The sequence below is a fragment of the Citrobacter sp. MGH 55 genome, assembly GCF_016906145.1.
GTDB lineage: Bacteria > Pseudomonadota > Gammaproteobacteria > Enterobacterales > Enterobacteriaceae > Citrobacter_A > Citrobacter_A amalonaticus.
Genome location: NZ_CP070239.1, coordinates 2,958,023 through 2,978,255, shown reverse-complemented (window position 1 = coordinate 2,978,255; position 20,233 = coordinate 2,958,023). Strand labels below are relative to the sequence as shown.

The 20,233-nt window shown below is 53.8% G+C and carries 16 protein-coding genes and 1 pseudogene; 8 read left to right on the top strand and 9 right to left on the bottom strand.

Translation table 11 applies throughout. From position 1 onward, the window contains the following. From JTI98_RS11940 to gyrA, 4 genes and pseudogenes are all read right to left on the bottom strand, one after another. Window positions 1–324 (bottom strand): annotated as a pseudogene (locus tag JTI98_RS11940) (PTS sorbitol transporter subunit IIB); the annotation flags it as partial. Continuing rightward, window positions 305–703, bottom strand: a complete 399-nt coding sequence (locus JTI98_RS11935) for a PTS glucitol/sorbitol transporter subunit IIA (RefSeq protein WP_043000058.1) — start codon at window positions 701–703, stop codon at window positions 305–307. The gene JTI98_RS11935 and the pseudogene JTI98_RS11940, both read right to left, overlap by 20 nt. A 9-nt stretch (window positions 704–712) precedes the next feature. Continuing rightward, window positions 713–1,234, bottom strand: a complete 522-nt coding sequence (locus tag JTI98_RS11930; RefSeq protein ID WP_042317872.1) for a PTS glucitol/sorbitol transporter subunit IIC — start codon at window positions 1,232–1,234, stop codon at window positions 713–715. A 356-nt stretch (window positions 1,235–1,590) separates the two neighbouring features. Then, window positions 1,591–4,227, bottom strand: coding sequence for a DNA topoisomerase (ATP-hydrolyzing) subunit A (gyrA, locus tag JTI98_RS11925; RefSeq protein WP_044266198.1), 2,637 nt, complete (start codon window positions 4,225–4,227; stop codon window positions 1,591–1,593). Window positions 4,228–4,373: 146 nt separating this feature from the next. On the opposite strand from gyrA, the gene ubiG reads away from it, so the two are divergent. The 4 genes from ubiG (at window position 4,374) to yfaE (ending at window position 9,303) form a co-directional block, all read left to right on the top strand. Further along, entirely contained in the window at window positions 4,374–5,102 is a 729-nt protein-coding gene (gene ubiG, locus JTI98_RS11920) for a bifunctional 2-polyprenyl-6-hydroxyphenol methylase/3-demethylubiquinol 3-O-methyltransferase UbiG (protein ID WP_044258562.1), read from the top strand. Between the two features lie 416 nt (window positions 5,103–5,518). Next, complete coding sequence (gene nrdA / locus JTI98_RS11915) at window positions 5,519–7,804, top strand: class 1a ribonucleoside-diphosphate reductase subunit alpha (protein WP_044258561.1); 2,286 nt, start codon at window positions 5,519–5,521, stop codon at window positions 7,802–7,804. Window positions 7,805–7,918: 114 nt separating this feature from the next. After that, window positions 7,919–9,049 (top strand): class Ia ribonucleoside-diphosphate reductase subunit beta, encoded by a 1,131-nt coding sequence (gene nrdB / locus JTI98_RS11910; protein WP_216081289.1) that lies wholly within the window; start codon window positions 7,919–7,921, stop codon window positions 9,047–9,049. Beyond that, window positions 9,049–9,303, top strand: coding sequence for a ferredoxin-like diferric-tyrosyl radical cofactor maintenance protein YfaE (yfaE, locus tag JTI98_RS11905; RefSeq protein ID WP_043000054.1), 255 nt, complete (start codon window positions 9,049–9,051; stop codon window positions 9,301–9,303). Before nrdB ends, yfaE begins: the two co-directional genes overlap by 1 nt. A 6-nt stretch (window positions 9,304–9,309) precedes the next feature. Here the strand turns inward: yfaE and inaA are convergent, their stop codons facing one another. The 3 genes from inaA to glpT form a co-directional block, all read right to left on the bottom strand. After that, window positions 9,310–9,960, bottom strand: coding sequence for a lipopolysaccharide kinase InaA (inaA, locus tag JTI98_RS11900; RefSeq protein WP_043000053.1), 651 nt, complete (start codon window positions 9,958–9,960; stop codon window positions 9,310–9,312). 215 nt (window positions 9,961–10,175) lie between these two features. Then, window positions 10,176–11,252 carry a glycerophosphodiester phosphodiesterase gene (gene glpQ, locus JTI98_RS11895; RefSeq protein WP_216081288.1) on the bottom strand — a complete coding sequence of 359 codons (1,077 nt, stop codon included), beginning with the start codon at window positions 11,250–11,252 and terminating at the stop codon, window positions 10,176–10,178. Window positions 11,253–11,256: 4 nt separating this feature from the next. Continuing rightward, window positions 11,257–12,615: a glycerol-3-phosphate transporter gene (gene glpT, locus JTI98_RS11890; RefSeq protein WP_044258558.1), complete on the bottom strand. Its 1,359-nt coding sequence runs from the start codon at window positions 12,613–12,615 to the stop codon at window positions 11,257–11,259. 273 nt (window positions 12,616–12,888) lie between these two features. Between glpT and glpA the strand changes: the two genes are divergently transcribed. From glpA to JTI98_RS11870, 4 genes are all read left to right on the top strand, one after another. Beyond that, window positions 12,889–14,517 carry an anaerobic glycerol-3-phosphate dehydrogenase subunit A gene (gene glpA, locus JTI98_RS11885; protein ID WP_043000051.1) on the top strand — a complete coding sequence of 543 codons (1,629 nt, stop codon included), beginning with the start codon at window positions 12,889–12,891 and terminating at the stop codon, window positions 14,515–14,517. Beyond that, complete coding sequence (gene glpB, locus JTI98_RS11880; protein ID WP_216081287.1) at window positions 14,507–15,766, top strand: glycerol-3-phosphate dehydrogenase subunit GlpB; 1,260 nt, start codon at window positions 14,507–14,509, stop codon at window positions 15,764–15,766. The genes glpA and glpB overlap by 11 nt, the downstream gene beginning before the upstream one ends. Continuing rightward, window positions 15,763–16,953 (top strand): anaerobic glycerol-3-phosphate dehydrogenase subunit GlpC, encoded by a 1,191-nt coding sequence (glpC, locus tag JTI98_RS11875; protein ID WP_043000049.1) that lies wholly within the window; start codon window positions 15,763–15,765, stop codon window positions 16,951–16,953. The genes glpB and glpC overlap by 4 nt, the downstream gene beginning before the upstream one ends. Before the next feature lie 182 nt (window positions 16,954–17,135). Beyond that, a complete protein-coding gene (locus tag JTI98_RS11870) occupies window positions 17,136–18,050 on the top strand; it encodes an Rpn family recombination-promoting nuclease/putative transposase (RefSeq protein ID WP_058586858.1) in 915 nt (304 codons plus the stop codon). Between the two features lie 45 nt (window positions 18,051–18,095). Here JTI98_RS11870 and yfaU read toward each other — a convergent pair whose 3' ends face one another. After that, the gene (yfaU, locus tag JTI98_RS11865; RefSeq protein WP_216081286.1) at window positions 18,096–18,899 is read right to left on the bottom strand and encodes a 2-keto-3-deoxy-L-rhamnonate aldolase; all 804 of its coding nucleotides are present in this window, start codon (window positions 18,897–18,899) and stop codon (window positions 18,096–18,098) included. A gap of 25 nt (window positions 18,900–18,924) precedes the next feature. Next, a complete protein-coding gene (locus tag JTI98_RS11860) occupies window positions 18,925–20,214 on the bottom strand; it encodes an MFS transporter (RefSeq protein ID WP_044258550.1) in 1,290 nt (429 codons plus the stop codon). Window positions 20,215–20,233: the final 19 nt, after the last annotated feature.

Here is a 20,233-nt window from a genome sequence, read left to right as displayed (position 1 = left end):
AATGTAAATATCTTCGGTGATATATTTCGCCAGCGGCCCCATCGCACCGGTAGGGAGTACGTTGATTGTCTTGATTCTTTTCTGCGGATAAATGCCGCAGCGCAGTGAACCGCCACAGTTGATGACCACACATAGGATTTTCTTATCATCCGGCATGGCGTCAAAGCCGTTAACCACGGTCATTTCCAGCATTTCACCCAGTTTTTTCGCGACCGGATCAATGGTTTTGCCGGTAAGCGACAGGATGACCATGCGGGTATCGCGAGATAAATACATGTCATCGCCAATCCCTGAATGACCTTTTTTAATCAGTACGGTTTTCATTGGTTTTCCTCATTATTGTCAATGGGCCAATCAATTCATTTACGGATGGAGAACAATGACTGTTAACGTGTAATGAACCATAGGCTATTGGCTTTTCAGCCCCGTCAAATACCACTGTCACATGACCTAACTCGCATAAATTTTGCCATGCGGCCTCTCCCCAGCAGGTTATATTCCAGGTCTGATTATTAATCTGCAGAACATAATCCATTGTTTTTTGTAATGGGGTAACATCACAAACAATATTCTTAATGACCAGGACATAATCGAGATAATCTTCCGGAGCATGGTCATTAAAGGTAATCAACATGCCATTAAGCAGTCCCTCTTCCACTTTTCTTCCAGCCTTTACGACGTCAGCCGAAAATAGTACTTTCATTGTTTTCCCTTATTCCTGATTAAGTTCGCGTTTCTCCAGCCGGGTGAAGATATATTCCGTCAGAAAACCACGGATAAAACCGAGTAGAATACCCGCAGCGATATAGCGTAATGCCAGGTCGGCAACCGGTAGATCGAGTCGCGTCAGGCCAGCGGCGACGCCCAGCCAGATAAAGAGTTCAGATGGCACAATGTGTGGGAACAAAGAGGTCAGCGGGTGTACGGTGCTGCCCAGCGCATCCTGATAAGCGGGTTTACAACGTTCGGGCAGAAATTTACCCATCGTCAGCGCGCCCGGACTGCTAAGAAAGAACCAGGCAAAACTCGGCAAAATTCCGTAGGTTAATATTTTTGACTTCCCCATCAGGGTGGCGACTTTTTCCATTCGCTGTTGGCCAATTAATTTCATAATAAAATTAACGGTCAAAATTAAGGTTATCAGCATCGGAATGGTACTGACGATCATCCCGGAGAATATCTTACCTGCGCTCTGGAAAAGATGGATAAAGCCTTCTGCTATTTCAACTATCATAGTTAACTCCCAACGTGTAGATATAAGTATATTCATCCGTCAGAAGTGTATTGACAGATGAAGGCAGCCAACGCTTTTGTCTTTAAGAATTCAGATGATGTTATTTAATAATTTTTCAGTTCTCCTGGCAGTAAGGGCTCGTAAATATCGCGGTTTGGTAACAGGAAAGTTAACGGGAAATGGCTGCACAAACAGTGAGCACCTTCACAGAGTTATAATTATTCATTTAATTTTGTATTTTTATACATGAAAAGCAAAATCACCAGACAGGACATTTTGACAAAGGGAAATGGTGAATTCAGGATGAAAAAAAGGGAGGCAGCGCCTCCCTTTTGTGCAGTCGTTAAACTCGCCGATTACTCGTCAGCGTCATCGGCGACATCGTCGTCGGTTTCCGCTTCCGGGGCGATATCATCGTCCCCTTCCGCCGCGCTACCGTCGATGGAGTCGAGTTCTTCGTCATCCACCGGCTCAGCCACACGCTGCAGACCCACCACGTTTTCATCTTCCGCTGTACGGATGAGGATCACGCCCTGAGTATTACGCCCTACCACGCTGATTTCCGACACGCGAGTACGCACCAGCGTACCGGCATCGGTGATCATCATGATCTGGTCGCAATCATCAACCTGCACCGCACCAACAACAGAACCGTTGCGCTCAGTCACTTTGATAGAGATAACGCCCTGCGTCGCACGGGACTTGGTCGGATACTCTTCCGCCGCCGTACGCTTACCGTAACCATTTTGCGTCACGGTCAGGATCGCGCCTTCACCACGTGGAATAATCAGGGAGACGACTTTGTCTTCGCCCGCCAGCTTGATGCCTCGTACGCCAGTCGCAGTACGGCCCATCGCACGGACGGCGTCCTCTTTAAAGCGCACCACTTTGCCCGCGGCCGAGAACAGCATGACTTCGTCAGAACCGGAGGTCAGATCCACACCAATCAGTTCGTCGCCATCGTTCAGGTTCACCGCAATGATACCGGCAGAACGCGGGCGGCTGAATTCGGTCAGCGCGGTTTTCTTCACCGTACCGCTGGCAGTCGCCATAAAGACGTTCACGCCCTCTTCGTACTCACGAACCGGCAGGATAGCGGTAATACGTTCGTCGGCTTCCAGCGGCAGCAGGTTGACGATCGGACGGCCACGCGCACCACGGCTCGCTTCTGGCAGTTGATAAACCTTCATCCAGTACAGACGGCCCCGGCTGGAGAAGCAGAGGATCGTGTCATGGGTGTTGGCCACCAGCAGACGGTCAATAAAGTCTTCTTCTTTAATACGTGCAGCCGATTTGCCTTTCCCACCACGACGTTGTGCTTCGTAGTCGGTCAGCGGCTGATACTTCACGTAGCCCTGGTGAGACAGGGTCACAACCACATCTTCCTGGTTGATCAGATCTTCGATATTGATATCAGCGCTATTCGCGGTGATTTCGGTACGACGCTCATCGCCAAACTGATCGCGGATCAGCTCCAGCTCTTCGCGAATCACTTCCATCAGGCGATCGGCGCTGCCCAGAATGTGCAGCAGTTCCGCGATCTGTTCCAGCAGCTCTTTGTATTCATCGAGCAGTTTTTCATGCTCAAGGCCGGTCAGTTTCTGCAGACGCAGATCCAGAATCGCCTGGGCCTGCTGTTCTGTCAGGTAGTACTGACCGTCACGCACGCCGAATTCTGGCTCCAGCCATTCCGGACGCGCAGCGTCGTCACCGGCACGTTCCAGCATCGCAGCCACGTTGCCCAGATCCCACGGACGTGCGATCAATGCGGCTTTCGCTTCCGACGGGGTCGGCGCACGACGAATCAGCTCAATGATCGGGTCGATGTTCGCCAGCGCAATCGCCAGTGCTTCAAGGATATGCGCACGATCGCGGGCTTTACGCAGTTCGAAAATGGTACGGCGGGTCACCACTTCACGGCGGTGGCGCACAAACGCTGAAATGATGTCTTTCAGGTTCATGATCTTCGGCTGACCATGGTGCAGTGCCACCATGTTGATACCGAAAGAGACCTGCAGTTGAGTCTGGGAGTAGAGGTTGTTCAGTACCACTTCCCCGACCGCGTCGCGCTTAACTTCAATCACGATGCGCATACCGTCTTTGTCAGACTCATCACGCAGCGCGCTGATGCCTTCAACGCGTTTGTCTTTTACCAGTTCCGCGATTTTCTCGATCAGGCGCGCTTTGTTCACCTGATACGGAATTTCATGCACGATAATGGTTTCACGACCGGTTTTCGCGTCTACTTCCACTTCCGCGCGGGCACGGATATACACTTTACCGCGACCGGTACGATAGGCTTCTTCAATACCGCGACGACCGTTGATGATCGCCGCCGTCGGGAAGTCCGGACCCGGGATGTATTCCATCAGCCCTTCAATGCTGATGTCTTCATTGTCGATATACGCCAGGCAGCCGTTAACCACTTCCGTCAGGTTGTGTGGCGGGATGTTGGTCGCCATCCCTACTGCGATACCGGACGAACCGTTTACCAACAGGTTCGGGATTTTGGTCGGCATAACGTCAGGGATTTTTTCCGTGCCGTCATAGTTGTCGACAAAATCAACCGTCTCTTTTTCCAGATCGGCCATTAACTCATGGGCAATCTTCGCCAGACGGATTTCCGTATAACGCATCGCCGCCGCGGAATCGCCATCGATGGAACCGAAGTTCCCCTGGCCATCCACCAGCATATATCGCAGCGAGAACGGCTGAGCCATACGGACAATGGTGTCGTATACCGCAGAGTCGCCATGCGGGTGGTATTTACCGATTACGTCACCAACGACACGGGCTGATTTCTTATAGGCTTTGTTCCAGTCATTGCCCAATACGTTCATGGCGTAAAGTACGCGACGGTGTACCGGCTTCAGGCCATCTCGGACATCCGGCAGCGCACGGCCAACAATGACCGACATCGCATAATCCAGATAAGAGTTCTTCAGCTCTTCCTCAATGTTGACCGGTGTAATTTCTCTCGCAAGGTCGCTCATCTAACCGCTATCCCTCTACTGTATCCCGGATTCAAAGGTCGCAAATTATAACACAACCGCAGAGATTGAGGTAAACCAATAAGCTTTATTCACCCGCGTGGACTGATATACTCCTGTCACTAGCCCTATAAGGAGTAAAAGCCCCGATGAATGCCGTAAAACCACCGGTAAACCACAACGTTGACCATGAAGAAATTGCCAAGTTTGAAGCAGTCGCGTCGCGCTGGTGGGATCTGGAAGGCGAATTTAAGCCGTTGCATCGCATTAACCCGCTGCGGCTGGGTTATATTGCTGAACGCTCAGGCGGCCTGTTTGGTAAAAAGGTGCTCGACGTCGGCTGCGGCGGCGGCATTCTGGCAGAGAGCATGGCGCGTGAAGGCGCCACAGTGACCGGTCTGGACATGGGGTTTGAGCCCTTGCAGGTAGCAAAACTGCATGCGCTGGAAAGTGGTATTCAGGTGGATTACGTGCAGGAAACCGTGGAAGAACACGCGGCAAAACATGCCCATCAGTATGACGTGGTAACCTGTATGGAGATGCTGGAACATGTGCCCGATCCGCAATCGGTGGTCCGCGCCTGCGCGCAACTGGTGAAACCCGGCGGCGAGGTGTTCTTCTCAACGCTCAACCGTAATGGCAAATCCTGGCTGATGGCGGTTGTTGGTGCGGAATATATTTTACGCATGGTGCCGAAAGGGACCCATGATGTGAAGAAATTTATTAAACCTGCGGAGCTGCTAGGTTGGGTGGATCAGACGGTCTTGCAGGAGCGCCATATGACCGGGTTGCACTACAACCCCATCACCAACACCTTCAAGCTTGGCCCTGGCGTTGATGTGAACTATATGGTGCATACCACCGCAAAAGCGGAATAAGCCCCCTGCCTGATGGCGCTTCGCTTATCAGGCCTACAAAGATGTGCCTGTAGGCCGGATACAACATTACTGTCGCCATCCGGCTTACAAAAATTGCGCCAGATCATGAGAACTTTCTACACCTTCGTTGAAGAAATCAGCACTCGATCAAATTATCTATTTTTTTTATGAATTATTGACATCCCCGCCAGGCCTTATGCGACGTGCACTTAGCCTTTCTTACCCTTTTGCAACCTCAATTTAACCTCAAAATCAACTCTTGTGCTGAAAAGAATCCCTACTAGAATACTCACCATATAGCGTTTACTTTAACACTCAACCCCTACATATAGTATTTATCCACAGAGTTAGTCACAAGGTGGCATTGTGGATAATGCAGGGGATATTTTTTCTTTCACGGACAGGTAAAAAACCACATGAATCAGAGTCTGCTGGTGACAAAGCGTGATGGTAGTACAGAGCGCATCAATCTCGACAAAATCCATCGGGTTCTGGATTGGGCGGCAGAAGGACTGAATAACGTATCGATCTCTCAGGTCGAACTGCGCTCCCACATCCAGTTTTATGACGGTATCAAGACCTCCGATATCCATGAAACGATCATTAAAGCGGCGGCGGACCTGATCTCCCGCGATGCGCCGGATTATCAGTATCTGGCTGCGCGTCTGGCGATTTTCCATCTGCGTAAAAAAGCCTACGGCGAATTTGAACCGCCGAAACTGTTTGACCATGTGGTGAAAATGGTTGAAATGGGCAAATACGACAATCATCTGCTGGAAGACTACACGGAAGAAGAGTTCAAGCAGATGGACTCGTTCATCGTACACGACCGTGATATGACCTTCTCCTACGCCGCCGTTAAGCAGCTGGAAGGGAAATATCTGGTACAAAACCGTGTCACCGGTGAGATCTACGAAAGCGCCCAGTTCCTCTATATTCTGGTAGCAGCCTGCCTGTTCTCGAATTACCCGCGCGAAACCCGTCTGGAATACGTCAAACGTTTTTATGACGCGGTGTCGACGTTCAAAATTTCTCTGCCGACGCCGATCATGTCCGGCGTTCGTACCCCGACGCGTCAGTTCAGCTCTTGCGTGCTGATCGAGTGCGGCGACAGCCTGGACTCGATCAACGCCACCTCCAGCGCGATTGTGAAATACGTTTCCCAGCGTGCTGGTATCGGTATCAACGCCGGTCGTATCCGTGCGCTGGGCAGCCCGATTCGCGGCGGCGAAGCGTTCCACACCGGCTGTATCCCGTTCTACAAGCACTTCCAGACCGCCGTGAAATCCTGCTCTCAGGGCGGTGTACGCGGTGGTGCGGCCACGCTGTTCTACCCGATGTGGCATCTGGAAGTGGAAAGCCTGCTGGTATTGAAAAACAACCGTGGCGTGGAAGGCAACCGCGTGCGTCACATGGACTACGGCGTACAAATCAACAAACTGATGTACACCCGTCTGCTGAAAGGGGAAGACATTACCCTGTTCAGCCCGTCCGACGTCCCTGGCCTGTATGATGCGTTCTTCGCCGATCAGGACGAGTTCGAGCGTTTGTACACGAAATATGAGAAAGACGACAGCATCCGCAAACAGCGTGTCAAAGCCGTTGAACTGTTCTCGCTGATGATGCAGGAACGCGCCTCTACGGGTCGTATCTATATTCAGAACGTTGACCACTGCAACACCCACAGCCCGTTCGATCCGCAGGTCGCGCCGGTGCGCCAGTCCAACTTATGTCTGGAAATCGCGCTGCCAACCAAACCGCTGATGGATGTGAACGACGAAAACGGTGAAATCGCCCTGTGTACGCTCTCCGCGTTCAACCTGGGAGCAATCAACAGCCTCGAGGAACTGGAAGAGCTGGCGGTACTGGCCGTTCGTGCCCTTGATGCGCTGTTAGATTATCAGGACTACCCGATCCCGGCTGCCAAACGTGGTGCGATGGGGCGTCGTACGCTGGGTATTGGCGTGATTAACTACGCTTACTATCTGGCGAAGCACGGCGTACGTTACTCCGACGGCAGCGCCAACAACCTGACGCACAAAACGTTTGAAGCCATTCAGTACTATCTGCTGAAGGCCTCTAACGAACTGGCGATTGAACAAGGCGCCTGCCCATGGTTTAACGAAACCACCTACGCACAGGGCATTCTGCCGATCGATACTTACAAGAAAGATCTGGATGCCATCACCAGTGAACCGCTGCATCATGACTGGGAAGCGCTTCGTGAGTCCATCAAGACCCACGGTCTGCGTAACTCAACGCTCTCTGCCCTGATGCCGTCCGAGACCTCTTCGCAGATCTCGAACGCCACTAACGGTATTGAGCCGCCGCGCGGTTACGTCAGCATTAAAGCGTCGAAAGACGGCATCCTGCGTCAGGTCGTGCCGGACTACGAGCACCTGGGCAACGCCTATGAGCTGCTGTGGGAAATGCCGGGGAATGACGGTTATCTGCAACTGGTCGGGATTATGCAGAAGTTTATCGATCAGTCGATTTCAGCCAACACCAATTACGATCCGTCGCGCTTCCCGTCCGGAAAAGTGCCGATGCAGCAGTTGCTCAAAGACCTGCTCACCGCCTATAAGTTCGGGGTCAAAACGCTGTATTATCAGAACACCCGCGACGGCGCGGAAGATGCCCAGGACGATCTGGTGCCATCCATTCAGGACGATGGCTGCGAAAGCGGCGCATGTAAGATTTAATCTGTTGCCGGATGGCGGCGAAAAGCCTCATCCGGCCTACAAAATCAATCGGATGTTGTAGGCCGGATAAGCGAAGCGCCATCCGGCATTACACAGCTGACAGGACTCACTTCAATGGCATACACCACATTTTCACAGACGAAAAACGATCAACTGCTGGAGCCGATGTTTTTTGGTCAGCCGGTTAACGTGGCCCGCTACGATCAGCAAAAATATGACATCTTCGAAAAGCTGATCGAAAAACAACTCTCCTTCTTCTGGCGTCCTGAAGAGGTTGACGTTTCACGCGACCGCATCGACTACCAGGCGCTGCCAGAGCATGAAAAACACATTTTTATCAGCAATCTGAAGTACCAGACGCTGCTGGATTCTATTCAGGGGCGTAGCCCGAACGTGGCACTGCTGCCGCTGATCTCCATTCCGGAACTGGAAACCTGGGTCGAAACCTGGGCCTTCTCCGAGACCATTCACTCGCGCTCTTACACCCATATCATTCGTAATATCGTTAACGATCCGGCCGTTGTGTTTGATGACATCGTCACCAACGAGCAGATCCAGAAACGTGCGGAAGGCATTTCCAGCTATTACGATGAGCTGATTGAGATGACCAGCTACTGGCACCTGCTGGGCGAAGGGACGCACACCGTGAACGGCAAAACCGTCACCGTGAACCTGCGTGCGCTGAAGAAAAAACTGTATCTGTGCCTGATGAGCGTCAACGCGCTGGAAGCAATCCGCTTCTACGTCAGCTTCGCCTGCTCATTCGCTTTCGCCGAGCGTGAACTGATGGAAGGCAACGCTAAAATCATTCGCCTGATTGCCCGTGACGAAGCGCTGCACTTGACTGGCACTCAGCACATGCTGAACCTGCTGCGCAGCGGCGTTGACGATCCGGAAATGGCGGAAATTGCCGAAGAGTGTAAGCAGGAGTGCTATGACCTGTTTGTGCAGGCCGCCCTGCAGGAAAAAGAGTGGGCAGACTATCTGTTCCGCGACGGTTCAATGATCGGCCTGAACAAAGACATTCTGTGCCAGTACGTCGAATACATCACCAACATTCGTATGCAGGCGGTCGGTCTGGATCTGCCGTTCCAGACCCGTTCCAACCCGATCCCGTGGATCAACACCTGGCTGGTGTCCGATAACGTTCAGGTGGCCCCGCAGGAAGTGGAAGTGAGTTCTTATCTGGTCGGGCAGATCGACTCTGAAGTCGATACCGACGATCTGAGTAACTTCCAGCTCTGATGGGACGCGTCACGCTGCGCATCACTGGCACACAGTTGCTGTGCCAGGATGAACACCCTTCCCTGCTCGCCGCGCTTGAATCGCACAACGTTGAAGTGGAATATCAGTGCCGCGAAGGCTATTGCGGCTCTTGCCGCTGCCGTCTGGTTGCAGGTCAAGTGGACTGGATCGCCGAGCCGTTAGCATTCATTCAGCCCGGCGAAATTTTGCCCTGCTGTTGCAGGGCAAAAGGCGACATCGAAATTGAGATGTAGCGCGCGTTACAGCGCGTAGTAATACGCTTTCACCTGTTCCCAGTCCGCTTTCGGGATGGGACTCAGGTACTTCTCAAGCTGAGAGAAGTCATGGTGCGCCGCTTTATGGCGGCGCAAACGACGACGGCTTTTTTCCAGATCTAAAAACCCGGCTTCAACCGTCCCTTCCGTTTTCACATAGATATGTCTTACGTAGCAGCAACCGTGCTGACGATTGACGCTGTGCATCTTTTTAAAGGCCAGCGCGACCGCGTTTAGCATTGCATCACGCACCTCATCAGGATACGGCGTCACTGCATGCTGTTTATACCACTCCTCGATGCTCACAAAACCTTTCATATCTTCGGTGATCAGCAGCGCACGCCACTCACCGTTAACTTTTGTCGCGTTGCCATAGACAATTTTCGGCACGATAACGCCCGCGCGGGCCAGTTCGTTGATCACCTCGATTTCGCGCACAATCGTCGGACGTCCGAAAGGATAGCGTACCGAGTGAAACAGGTGTTGTGTCATCCGCTTCACATACAATTTCTTCCCGTCACGTTCGATGCATTGCACACCGCTCATCCCTTTGCGTCGATAATTCGGTTCTTCGACCCAATCGCCTTCCGTTGCCCACCAGCTCTCAAACTCATCCTGCACTGCTGCCTGCGCCATTGTGACCATCCGTTACAGTAACGACATAAATTATTTATCGAACAAATATAAATCTTCTTCTTAAGGAAATCTTAAGAAATTCATGATCGGCTACGGACTTCTTGATCTGACGTGTGCTTTTTTGCATTAAACCGGCAGGAAAAGAGATAAAAAAACTGCACCTTACTCAGCGGTTGCCCGCCTTTGGGGTGCAGTGGAGAGGGATAACGCGGTTGTTACTCTTTACGTAAGAACATCACCGCTTTGTCGGGGAAGTCGGTGAACAGCCCGTCCACGCCCGCTTTGTTGTAGAGGATGTCATACAGCTGATTCACATCCGTCGTGTACTCCGGCAACTGATCGGCGCGCACCGTATAAGGATGAACCGTCATCTTATTCTGGTGGGCCTCTTTCACCATATCTGTCAGGATGATATTGCCTTTCGTCGACTTCTCGTCAATCAGCATGTGGTAATCCGGACCGATGCCGTCCGCATATTCCGCCACCTGTTTCATCGCCCCGGGTTTGAACATCCAGTCGTAGTTGTAATTGACCCAACTGCCGTCCGGCTGCTTCTCCTGGGTTTCATTCCAGTCGGTATAGGCAATCAACTGCACCAGGTTCAGGTCCATCCCCATTTTAGGTTCCAGCTCATTTTTGATGCGCTTGAGTTCTGCTACATCAAAACTTTGCAGATAGACTTTGTCCTGCTTGTCGCTGTAACCGTACTGTTTCAGCACTTCCAGAGTCTTCGTCGCAATGTCCTTCCCTTCCTGATGATGGAACCACGGCGCTTTGATCTCCGGATAGATACCGATGTTCTTGCCGGTAGAATGGTTCAGTCCCTGAACAAACTCGATCTCTTCAGCAAAGGTATGCACGCGGAAATCCGATTTACCCATCGGGAAACGCCCAGGATAGGTTTGCACCTTCTTGCCATTTTCCAGATCAAACCCTTCGGTAAATTTCAGAGATTTGATTTCGTCCAGCGTAAAGTCGATGGCGTAATAACGACCGTCTTTGCGTGCACGATCCGGAAAACGCTCGGCGACATCCGTCACGCGATCAAGATAGTGGTCATGCAGGACGACCAGTTGGTCGTCTTTGGTCATCACCAGATCCTGTTCCAGATAATCCGCCCCCTGCGCGTAGGCCATCGCTTTCGCGGGCAGCGTATGTTCCGGTAGGTAGCCGCTCGCGCCACGGTGGGCAATCACAACTTTATCCGTGTTGCTGGCGGCCAGGGCATGACTTCCCATTACCGCGCCCGCCATCATCAGCGTCAGGCTCAGGTTTTTCAGTGTTTTTTTCATTCACTTAGCCCCCGTTGCGTTTCAGTTGCATCTCAGCATGGTGGCGTTTTTCGCCGATCATCACCACAATCAACAGAATCACCGCCAGAATGCTGCCGCCGATCATCACCATGAAACCGCCGTCCCAGCCGAAGAAGTCCACGGTGTAGCCGACGATGGCGCTGGCCGCCACGGAACCGCCGAGGTAACCAAACAGGCCGGTAAAGCCCGCTGCCGTCCCTGCGGCTTTTTTCGGTGCCAGTTCCAGCGCATGCAAACCAATCAGCATCACCGGACCGTAAATCAGGAAGCCGATCACAATCATACAAACCATATCGACGGTCGGGTTACCTGCCGGGTTCATCCAGTAAACGATGGTAGCGATCGTCACCAGGGTCATAAAGAACACACCGGTCGCGCCACGGTTACCACGGAACACTTTGTCCGACATCCAGCCGCACAGCAGCGTGCCAGGGATCCCTGCATATTCATAGAAGAAGTAGGCCCAGGAGGATTTATCCAGCGCAAAGTGCTTCACTTCTTTCAGATAGGTTGGAGACCAGTCGAGAATGCCGTAACGCAGCAGATAAACGAACACGTTCGCAATCGCGATGTACCACAACAGTTTATTCGGCAGAACGTACTGCATGAAGATCTGCTTCGCGGTCAGCTCTTCTTCCGCTTTCTCGTTGTAGTCGTCCGGATAGTCGTTTTTGTACTCTTCGATGGGCGGCAGGCCACAGGATTGCGGCGTATCACGCATCAGCGCGAAAGCGAAAATAGCCACCAGAATGGCGCCGAACGCTGGCATATACAGGGCAGCTTTCCAGTCGTTAAACCAGGCCATCCCGAGCAGGAACAGCAGCGGAGGAATCCCGCCACCGACGTTATGCGCACAGTTCCAGACGGAGACAATCCCGCCACGTTCCTTCTGCGACCACCAGTGCACCATGGTGCGTCCGCACGGCGGCCAGCCCATTCCCTGGAACCATCCGCAGAGGAACAACAGCACGAACATAATGGCAATGCTCGATGTCGCCCACGGTACAAAGCCCATGAACAGCATCACTGCCGCGGCCAGAATCAGACCGGCAGGCAGGAAAACGCGCGGATTCGAGCGATCCGAAACCGACCCCATGATGAATTTCGAAAATCCGTAGGCAATAGAGATCCCCGACAAGGCAAAACCTAAATCACCGCGTGAAAACCCCTGCTCGACCAGGTAAGGCATTGCAAGGGCAAAGTTCTTGCGCACCAGATAGTACGCGGCATAGCCAAAGAATATCCCCAGGAATATTTGCCAGCGAAGCCGGCGGTATGTCGGATCGATCTCCGCTGCAGGCAAGCGAGCTTTATGCGCCGCTGGTTTAAAAATACTCAACATAATGTAGCCTCCGTGGCCCGTCTTTTATAAGTAGTAAACACCGCAGGTGGTACACGCAACCCCCGCTGCTTCCAGTGTTGGTCGCGATGTTATGCAAAGATACATGCCGTGAATGTGAATTACAGCACATATTGTTACAGATTTATGATGAATGTTCAGAAAAGCGCACGAAATCACGTTTCATTTTCGAATTATGAGCGAATATGCGCGAAATCAAACAAACCATGCTTTTTATGTGGCTAAATGATAAAAAACGAACTGTGAGGGAAAACAATGAAAACTCGCGACTCGCAAACCAGTGACGTGATTATCATTGGGGGTGGTGCCACTGGCGCAGGGATTGCCCGCGACTGCGCGCTGCGTGGACTCCGTGTTATTTTAGTCGAGCGTCATGATATTGCGACCGGAGCGACCGGTCGTAACCACGGGCTGCTGCACAGCGGCGCGCGTTATGCGGTGACTGACGCCGAATCTGCCCGCGAATGCATCAGCGAAAACCAAATTCTGAAACGTATCGCCCGCCACTGCGTTGAGCCGACGGACGGTCTGTTTATTACCCTGCCCGAAGATGAGCTTTCCTTTCAGGCTACCTTTATCCGTGCCTGTGAAGAAGCGGGCATTCGGGCAGAAGCGATCGATCCGCAACAGGCGCGGATTATCGAACCGTCGGTGAATCCACAGCTGATCGGCGCGGTCAAAGTGCCGGACGGAACGGTCGATCCGTTCCGCCTGACTGCAGCCAACATGCTTGATGCGAAAGAGCACGGTGCTATTATCCTGACCGCCCACGAAGTGACGGGGTTGATCCGTGAAGGCGCGACCGTTAGCGGTGTCCATGTGCGCAACCATCTCAATGGCGAAACGCAAACGCTGCATGCGCCGGTGGTGGTGAACGCCGCCGGGATCTGGGGACAGCGGATCGCGGAATATGCCGATTTGAGTATCCGCATGTTCCCGGCGAAAGGGTCGCTGCTCATTATGGACCACCGCATCAACCAGCACGTCATTAACCGCTGCCGCAAGCCTTCCGACGCCGATATTCTGGTACCCGGCGATACCATTTCGCTGATTGGCACCACCTCAACCCACATTGATTACAATGATATCGACAGCAACCGCGTCACCGCCGATGAGGTCGATATTCTGCTGCGCGAAGGTGAAAAGCTGGCGCCGATCATGGCGAAAACGCGCATTCTGCGCGCCTACTCCGGGGTGCGTCCACTGGTGGCAAGCGATGACGATCCCAGCGGTCGTAACGTCAGTCGCGGCATTGTGCTGTTCGATCACGCGAAACGCGACGGCCTGGACGGGTTTATCACGATTACCGGCGGCAAACTGATGACTTATCGTCTAATGGCGGAATGGGCCACCGACGCGGTCTGCCGGAAACTGGGTAACACGCGTCCTTGCATCACTGCAGACACGCCGCTACCGGGCTCGCAGGAACCCACGGAAAGCACGCTGAAGCGCGTGATCTCTCTGCCAGCCCCACTGCGGGGCTCCGCGGTGTATCGCCACGGCGACCGTACGCCAGCATGGCTGAGTCATGGTCGTCAGCACCGCAGTCTGGTCTGTGAATGTGAAGCCGTCACCGCGGGTGAAGTGCAGTACGCCGTCGAAAATTTAAACGTCAACAGCCTGCTTGATCTCCGTCGTCGCACCCGCGTGGGGATGGGCACCTGTCAGGGTGAACTCTGCGCCTGCCGTGCCGCCGGGTTGCTGCAACGCTTTAACATCACCACCGCTGCGCAGTCCATTACCCAGTTGTCAGACTTCCTCAACGAACGCTGGAAAGGCGTACAACCGATCGCCTGGGGTGATGCCCTGCGCGAAAGCGAATTTACCCGCTGGGTATACCAGGGATTATGTGGTCTGGAAAAGGAGCCTCGCGATGAGATTTGATACGGTCATAATGGGCGGCGGTCTTGCCGGACTGCTGTGCGGACTGCAGTTGCAAAAGAGCGGATTACGCTGTGCGGTGGTCACTCGCGGTCAGAGCGCGCTGCACTTCTCTTCCGGCTCGCTGGATCTGCTCAGCGCGCTACCGGACGGGCAACCAGTGAATGACATCACTGCCGGTCTGGACGCCCTGCGCGAACAGGCCCCAACACATCCCTACGCCACGCTGGGTACGCAACGCGTTCTGACACTCGCTGAACAGACACAGGCGCTGCTGGAAGCCTCCTGCGCGCATTTGCAAGGCGAGGTTCGGCAGTCACATCAGCGGGTCACCCCGCTCGGCACACTGCGTTCGACCTGGCTCAGTTCACCGGAAGTCCCTGTCTGGCCGCTGGCGGCAAAACGCCTTTGTGTGGTGGGCATTAGCGGCTTACTCGATTTTCAGGCGCACCTGGCGGCGGCCTCTTTACGTCAACACGATCTGACGGTTGAAACCGCCGAAATCGACCTGCCGGAACTGGACGTGTTGCGTGACAACGCCACCGAATTTCGGGCGGTGAATATTGCGCGTTTTCTGGATAACGAAGATAAATGGCCCTTGTTGTATGACGCGCTGTTGCCGATCGCAAAAACCTGCGAAATGATCATCATGCCCGCCTGCTTTGGTCTGGCGGATGACAGCCTGTGGCGCTGGCTCAACGAGCGTCTGCCATGCTCGCTGATGCTACTACCTACGCTACCGCCATCGGTGCTGGGGATCCGTCTGCATAACCAGTTGCAGCGTCAGTTCGTCCGTCAGGGCGGCATCTGGATGCCAGGCGATGAGGTGAAGAAAGTCACCTGCAAAAATGGCGTGGTGAGCGAAATCTGGACGCGCAACCACGCGGACATTCCGCTACGCCCGCGTTTCGCGGTGCTTGCCAGCGGGAGTTTCTTTAGCAGCGGCCTGCTTGCCGAACGTGAAGGGATCCGCGAACCGATTCTGGGACTGGATGTTCAGCAAACGGCGACCCGCGCCGAATGGTATCAACGCGATTTCTTTGACGCGCAACCCTGGCAACAGTTTGGCGTCAGCACTGATGAGGCGCTGCGCCCGTCGTTGGCCGGACAAACCGTAGACAACCTCTATGCTATTGGCTCGGTTCTCGGCGGATTCGACCCCATTGCCCAGGGATGCGGAGGCGGCGTCTGCGCAGTCACCGCGTTACATGCCGCCCATCACATTGCAGCACGTGCAGGAGGTGAGCAATGAGCGATACGAGTTTTGAAAGTTGCATCAAATGCACGGTGTGTACTACCGCCTGTCCGGTCAGCCGTGTGAATCCAGGTTACCCGGGCCCCAAACAGGCCGGTCCCGACGGTGAGCGCCTGCGTCTGAAAGATGGCGCGCTGTACGACGACGCGCTGAAATATTGCATTAACTGCAAACGCTGCGAAGTGGCCTGCCCGTCTGACGTCAAAATCGGCGATATCATTCAGCGTGCGCGGGCAAAATATGACACCTCCACCCCGTCGCTGCGTAACTTTATCTTAAGCCACACCGACCTGATGGGCAGTGTTTCCACCCCGTTCGCGCCGGTGGTCAACACGGCAACATCACTGAAACCGGTGCGCCAGTTGCTCGATTACGCGCTGAAAATCGACCATCGCCGGACGTTGCCAAAATACTCTTTCGGCACCTTCCGCCGCTGGTATCGCAGCGTGGCGGCCCAGCAGGCGCAGTACAACGATCAGGTTGCCTTCTTCCACGGTTGTTTTGTGAATTACAACCATCCGCAGCTCGGCAAAGATTTGATCAAAGTGCTGAACGCGATGGGCACCGGCGTCCAGTTATTGAGTAAAGAGAAGTGCTGCGGCGTGCCGCTGATTGCCAACGGGTTCACCGACAAGGCGCGTAAACAGGCGGTGACTAACGTCGAATCACTGCGTGAAGCGATTGGCGTGAAGGGGATTCCGGTCATTGCCACTTCCTCGACCTGTACTTTTGCACTGCGTGACGAGTATCCGGAAGTGCTGGACGTCGACAACAGCGGTCTGCGGGAACATATCGAACTGGCAACCCGCTGGCTGTGGCGAAAACTGGACGAAGGAAAAACCCTGCCGCTGAAGCCGTTACCGTTAAAAGTGGTGTATCACACGCCGTGCCATATGGAAAAAATGGGCTGGACGCTGTACACCCTTGAACTGTTACGCCGCATTCCGGGGCTGGAACTCACGGTGCTGGATTCTCAGTGCTGCGGAATAGCTGGTACCTACGGCTTTAAAAAAGAGAACTATCCTACCTCGCAAGCCATCGGCGCACCGCTGTTTAAACAGATTGAAGACAGCGGCGCGGATATTGTGGTGACCGACTGCGAGACCTGCAAATGGCAAATCGAGATGTCCACCAGCAAACGCTGCGAACATCCGATCACCCTGTTGGCGAAAGCATTAGGCTAAATGACTCGCCCGGCGGCACGGTGCCCCGGGCGTTTTTGCGTTTAGCCTTCCACAAAATTGAATACGTTACCGTCGTACGTATTTATCTCCCGTCCCTCTTCGCAAAGACTGAATTTCGGGCATGCAGCCCTTAATGTAACCTCGTATCGTCACGTCACTGGATTCTTTGGTGACGGACAACCATGGCGAAATCAACGACGTCAACACCGCACGATGCCGTGTTTAAAAAGATGATGACCCATCCTGAAATTGCGCAGGATTTTCTTAAGATTCATCTTCCTGAGTCATTATGCAAACTTTGCGAGTTAACCACGCTCAAACTGGAATCCACCACCTTCATTGAAGACGACCTGAGAACCTACTATTCCGATGTTTTGTGGTCGCTGAAAACACGCGAGGGTGAGGGTTACATTTACTGCGTTATTGAACATCAGAGTACCGCCGTGCCGCACATGGCCTTTCGTTTGATGCGCTATGCCACTGCCGCGATGCAACACCACCTTGATAGCGGAAATAAAACCCTACCGCTGGTGATCCCGATGCTGTTTTATCATGGCGAACAAAGCCCATACCCTTTCTCACTGAACTGGCTGGACGAATTTAACGACCCGCAGCTGGCGCGGCAACTCTACACGGAAGCCTTTCCACTGGTCGATATCACGGTCATCTCTGACGACGAAATCATGCAGCATAAGCGCATAGCTCTGCTGGAACTGATGCAAAAACATATCCGCGATCGTGATTTGATGGGGCTGGTTGACCGACTGGTCACGCTGTTAATTACAGGTACTGCTAATGACAGCCAGTTGCATACACTGTTTAATTATCTGGTGCAGTACGGCGATGTGTCCCGCTTCAGTGACTTTATCCGTAACGTCGCTGAGCGAGTTCCCCATCACAAGGAGAAATTGATGACGATTGCAGAAAGGCTTCGGCAGGAAGGCCACCATACGGGATTGCAGGAAGGCAGGCAAAAAGGCACCAGGGAGGAGGCATTACGTATCGCGCGGATGATGCTGAAGAGCGGGATCGAACGCGACAAGGTGTTGATGATAACCGGACTGTCACTCGACGATATCATGGCAAACAGTCCGTAAAGTCTGACAGATGGCCCGGCGGTGCAGCGCCGCCGGGCTATGGATTTAGTAACTGCTTTTCAGTTTCGGCATCGTCTGACCGGGCTTAAACATTGCCAGTCGCTGATCCAGCGCGTCGGTATATAACATAGTATCAACGCCCACGGCGACAAAGTTTGCCCCCCATTCCAGACATTTCTGCGCCATGAGCGGATCGACGGCGAGAAAACCCGCCGCTTTTCCGGCCGCACGAATGCGCTGGATGCTCTCTTTGATAATCCTCTGCACCTCCGGGTGCCCGCTGTTGTCCGGATACCCCAACGAAGCCGAAAGATCGGCGGGACCAATAAACACGCCGTCAATCCCGTCTACATCGAGGATCGCATCCAGATTATCCAGCGCGGCTTTACTTTCAACCTGCACCAGCAGACAGAGTGACTCATTGGCCTGCGCCATATAGTTTTCAATGCGTCCCCAGCGCGCTGCCCGCGCCACGCTGGCACCGACGCCGCGCTCCCCCACCGGCGGGTAACGGGTTGCAGCAACAACCTGCCGCGCCTGTTCTGCGCTATCGACCATCGGTATCAACAGCGTCTGCGCGCCGATATCCAGTACCTGCTTGATCAATGCCTTAGCGCCTTCTACCGGACGAATCACCGGCTGGCTGGTGTAAGGGGCTATCGCCTGCAACTGATGATAGAGATCCTGCATCGTGTTCGGCGCGTGTTCGCCGTCGATCAGCAGCCAGTCATAACCCGACGTCGCGGCAATTTCCGCCATATAAGAGGTGGTCGAACTCAGCCACAGTCCGATTTGTACTTCCCCTTTGCGGAGTGCGTCCTTAAAAGGGTTTGCTAACAATGCGTTCATAATGATCCTTACAACATGGATAAACTTATTGATGCGCAGCACCCGGTTGCGACGCGGGACGATTTACGCTCAGGGTGAAAATAATCAATGAGCCGATGATGGCGACGCCCGCCAGCGTCAACAGTCCTGCGGCATCGCTGGCAAACATCGTTTCTGCTTTAACACGCAGGATTGGCGCAATAAACCCGCCCACCGCACCAAACAGGTTCACGAAGCCGATCCCTGCCGCCAGCGCGGTGCCGGAAAGCAATTGCGTCGGCATGGTCCAGAACACCGGTTGTACGGCGATAAAACCGACAGCCGCTACGCAAAGCGCCAGAATCGCCACCACCGGAGACGCCAGCCCGGATACGCCGATGCCAATCCCCGCTGCCAGCAGCGTCAGCGCAGCGACATTACGACGTTCACCCGTACGGTCTGAGTAGCGAGGGATCAGCCAGGTCCCGAACAGTGCGGCAACCCATGGAATGGCAGTCACCACCGATGCCGTGAAGCCGACTTTGGTGCCCAGCAGTGCAGCAACCTGAGTCGGCAGGAAGAAAATCAGTCCGTACACCGCCACCTGAATCGTCAGATAGATAATCGCCAGTTGCCAGACGCGTCCGTTACGCAGGGCATCCGTCAGTTTTGACGTGGTCTTCTTCTCTTCTTCACTCGCCAGTTGGCTTATGAGCGCCGCTTTCTCTTCTGCGCTGAGGAAACGGGCCTGCTGCGGGGTATCATCCAGCCAGAAGAAGGTGAAGACCCCGGCACCAACTGCCAGCAAACCTTCGATAACGAACATCCAGAACCAGCCAGGATGCCCCATGAAACCGTGCATCTCCAGCAGCGCGCCGGACAGCGGCGATCCCAGCGTCAACGCCAGCGGCGCCCCCATATAAAACAGCCCCATAATGCTGGCGCGGTTACGCTGCGGGAACCATTGCGAGGTAAGATAGATCATGCCGGGGAAGAAACCGGCTTCCGCCGCTCCCAGCAGGGTACGGATAATCAGGAATTTCGCCTCGGTATCCGCCCACGCCATCGCGGCGGAGAGGAATCCCCACAACAGCGTGGTGGTGCCAATCCAGGTTCGGGCCCCCAGCTTGCGCATCAACAGGTTAGCGGGCACGCCAAGAAAGGCGTAGACCACAAAGAAAATCCCCGCGCCAAGCGCATAGGCTTCGTTGCTCAGCCCGGTATCAATCTGATAGGTCTCTTTGGCAAAGCCAATGTTCGAACGGTCCAGAAACGCCAGTACATACAGTGCCAGCATAAATGGGATTAAACGTGCGCGGTTTTTCTTCACCACGCCGTCAAGAAGAGTGGTACTCATAGCAAGATCCTCAAAGAGA

Excerpts from the sequence above, each read along its gene's own strand:
- JTI98_RS11935 (WP_043000058.1), bottom strand. The coding sequence starts at position 703 with ATGAAAGTACTATTTTCGGCTGACGTCGTAAAGGCTGGAAGAAAAGTG.
- JTI98_RS11930 (WP_042317872.1), bottom strand. The coding sequence starts at position 1,234 with ATGATAGTTGAAATAGCAGAAGGCTTTATCCATCTTTTCCAGAGCGCA.
- gyrA (WP_044266198.1), bottom strand. The coding sequence starts at position 4,227 with ATGAGCGACCTTGCGAGAGAAATTACACCGGTCAACATTGAGGAAGAG.
- ubiG (WP_044258562.1), top strand. The coding sequence starts at position 4,374 with ATGAATGCCGTAAAACCACCGGTAAACCACAACGTTGACCATGAAGAA.
- nrdA (WP_044258561.1), top strand. The coding sequence starts at position 5,519 with ATGAATCAGAGTCTGCTGGTGACAAAGCGTGATGGTAGTACAGAGCGC.
- nrdB (WP_216081289.1), top strand. The coding sequence starts at position 7,919 with ATGGCATACACCACATTTTCACAGACGAAAAACGATCAACTGCTGGAG.
- yfaE (WP_043000054.1), top strand. The coding sequence starts at position 9,049 with ATGGGACGCGTCACGCTGCGCATCACTGGCACACAGTTGCTGTGCCAG.
- inaA (WP_043000053.1), bottom strand. The coding sequence starts at position 9,960 with ATGGCGCAGGCAGCAGTGCAGGATGAGTTTGAGAGCTGGTGGGCAACG.
- glpQ (WP_216081288.1), bottom strand. The coding sequence starts at position 11,252 with ATGAAAAAAACACTGAAAAACCTGAGCCTGACGCTGATGATGGCGGGC.
- glpT (WP_044258558.1), bottom strand. The coding sequence starts at position 12,615 with ATGTTGAGTATTTTTAAACCAGCGGCGCATAAAGCTCGCTTGCCTGCA.
- glpA (WP_043000051.1), top strand. The coding sequence starts at position 12,889 with ATGAAAACTCGCGACTCGCAAACCAGTGACGTGATTATCATTGGGGGT.
- glpB (WP_216081287.1), top strand. The coding sequence starts at position 14,507 with ATGAGATTTGATACGGTCATAATGGGCGGCGGTCTTGCCGGACTGCTG.
- glpC (WP_043000049.1), top strand. The coding sequence starts at position 15,763 with ATGAGCGATACGAGTTTTGAAAGTTGCATCAAATGCACGGTGTGTACT.
- JTI98_RS11870 (WP_058586858.1), top strand. The coding sequence starts at position 17,136 with ATGGCGAAATCAACGACGTCAACACCGCACGATGCCGTGTTTAAAAAG.
- yfaU (WP_216081286.1), bottom strand. The coding sequence starts at position 18,899 with ATGAACGCATTGTTAGCAAACCCTTTTAAGGACGCACTCCGCAAAGGG.
- JTI98_RS11860 (WP_044258550.1), bottom strand. The coding sequence starts at position 20,214 with ATGAGTACCACTCTTCTTGACGGCGTGGTGAAGAAAAACCGCGCACGT.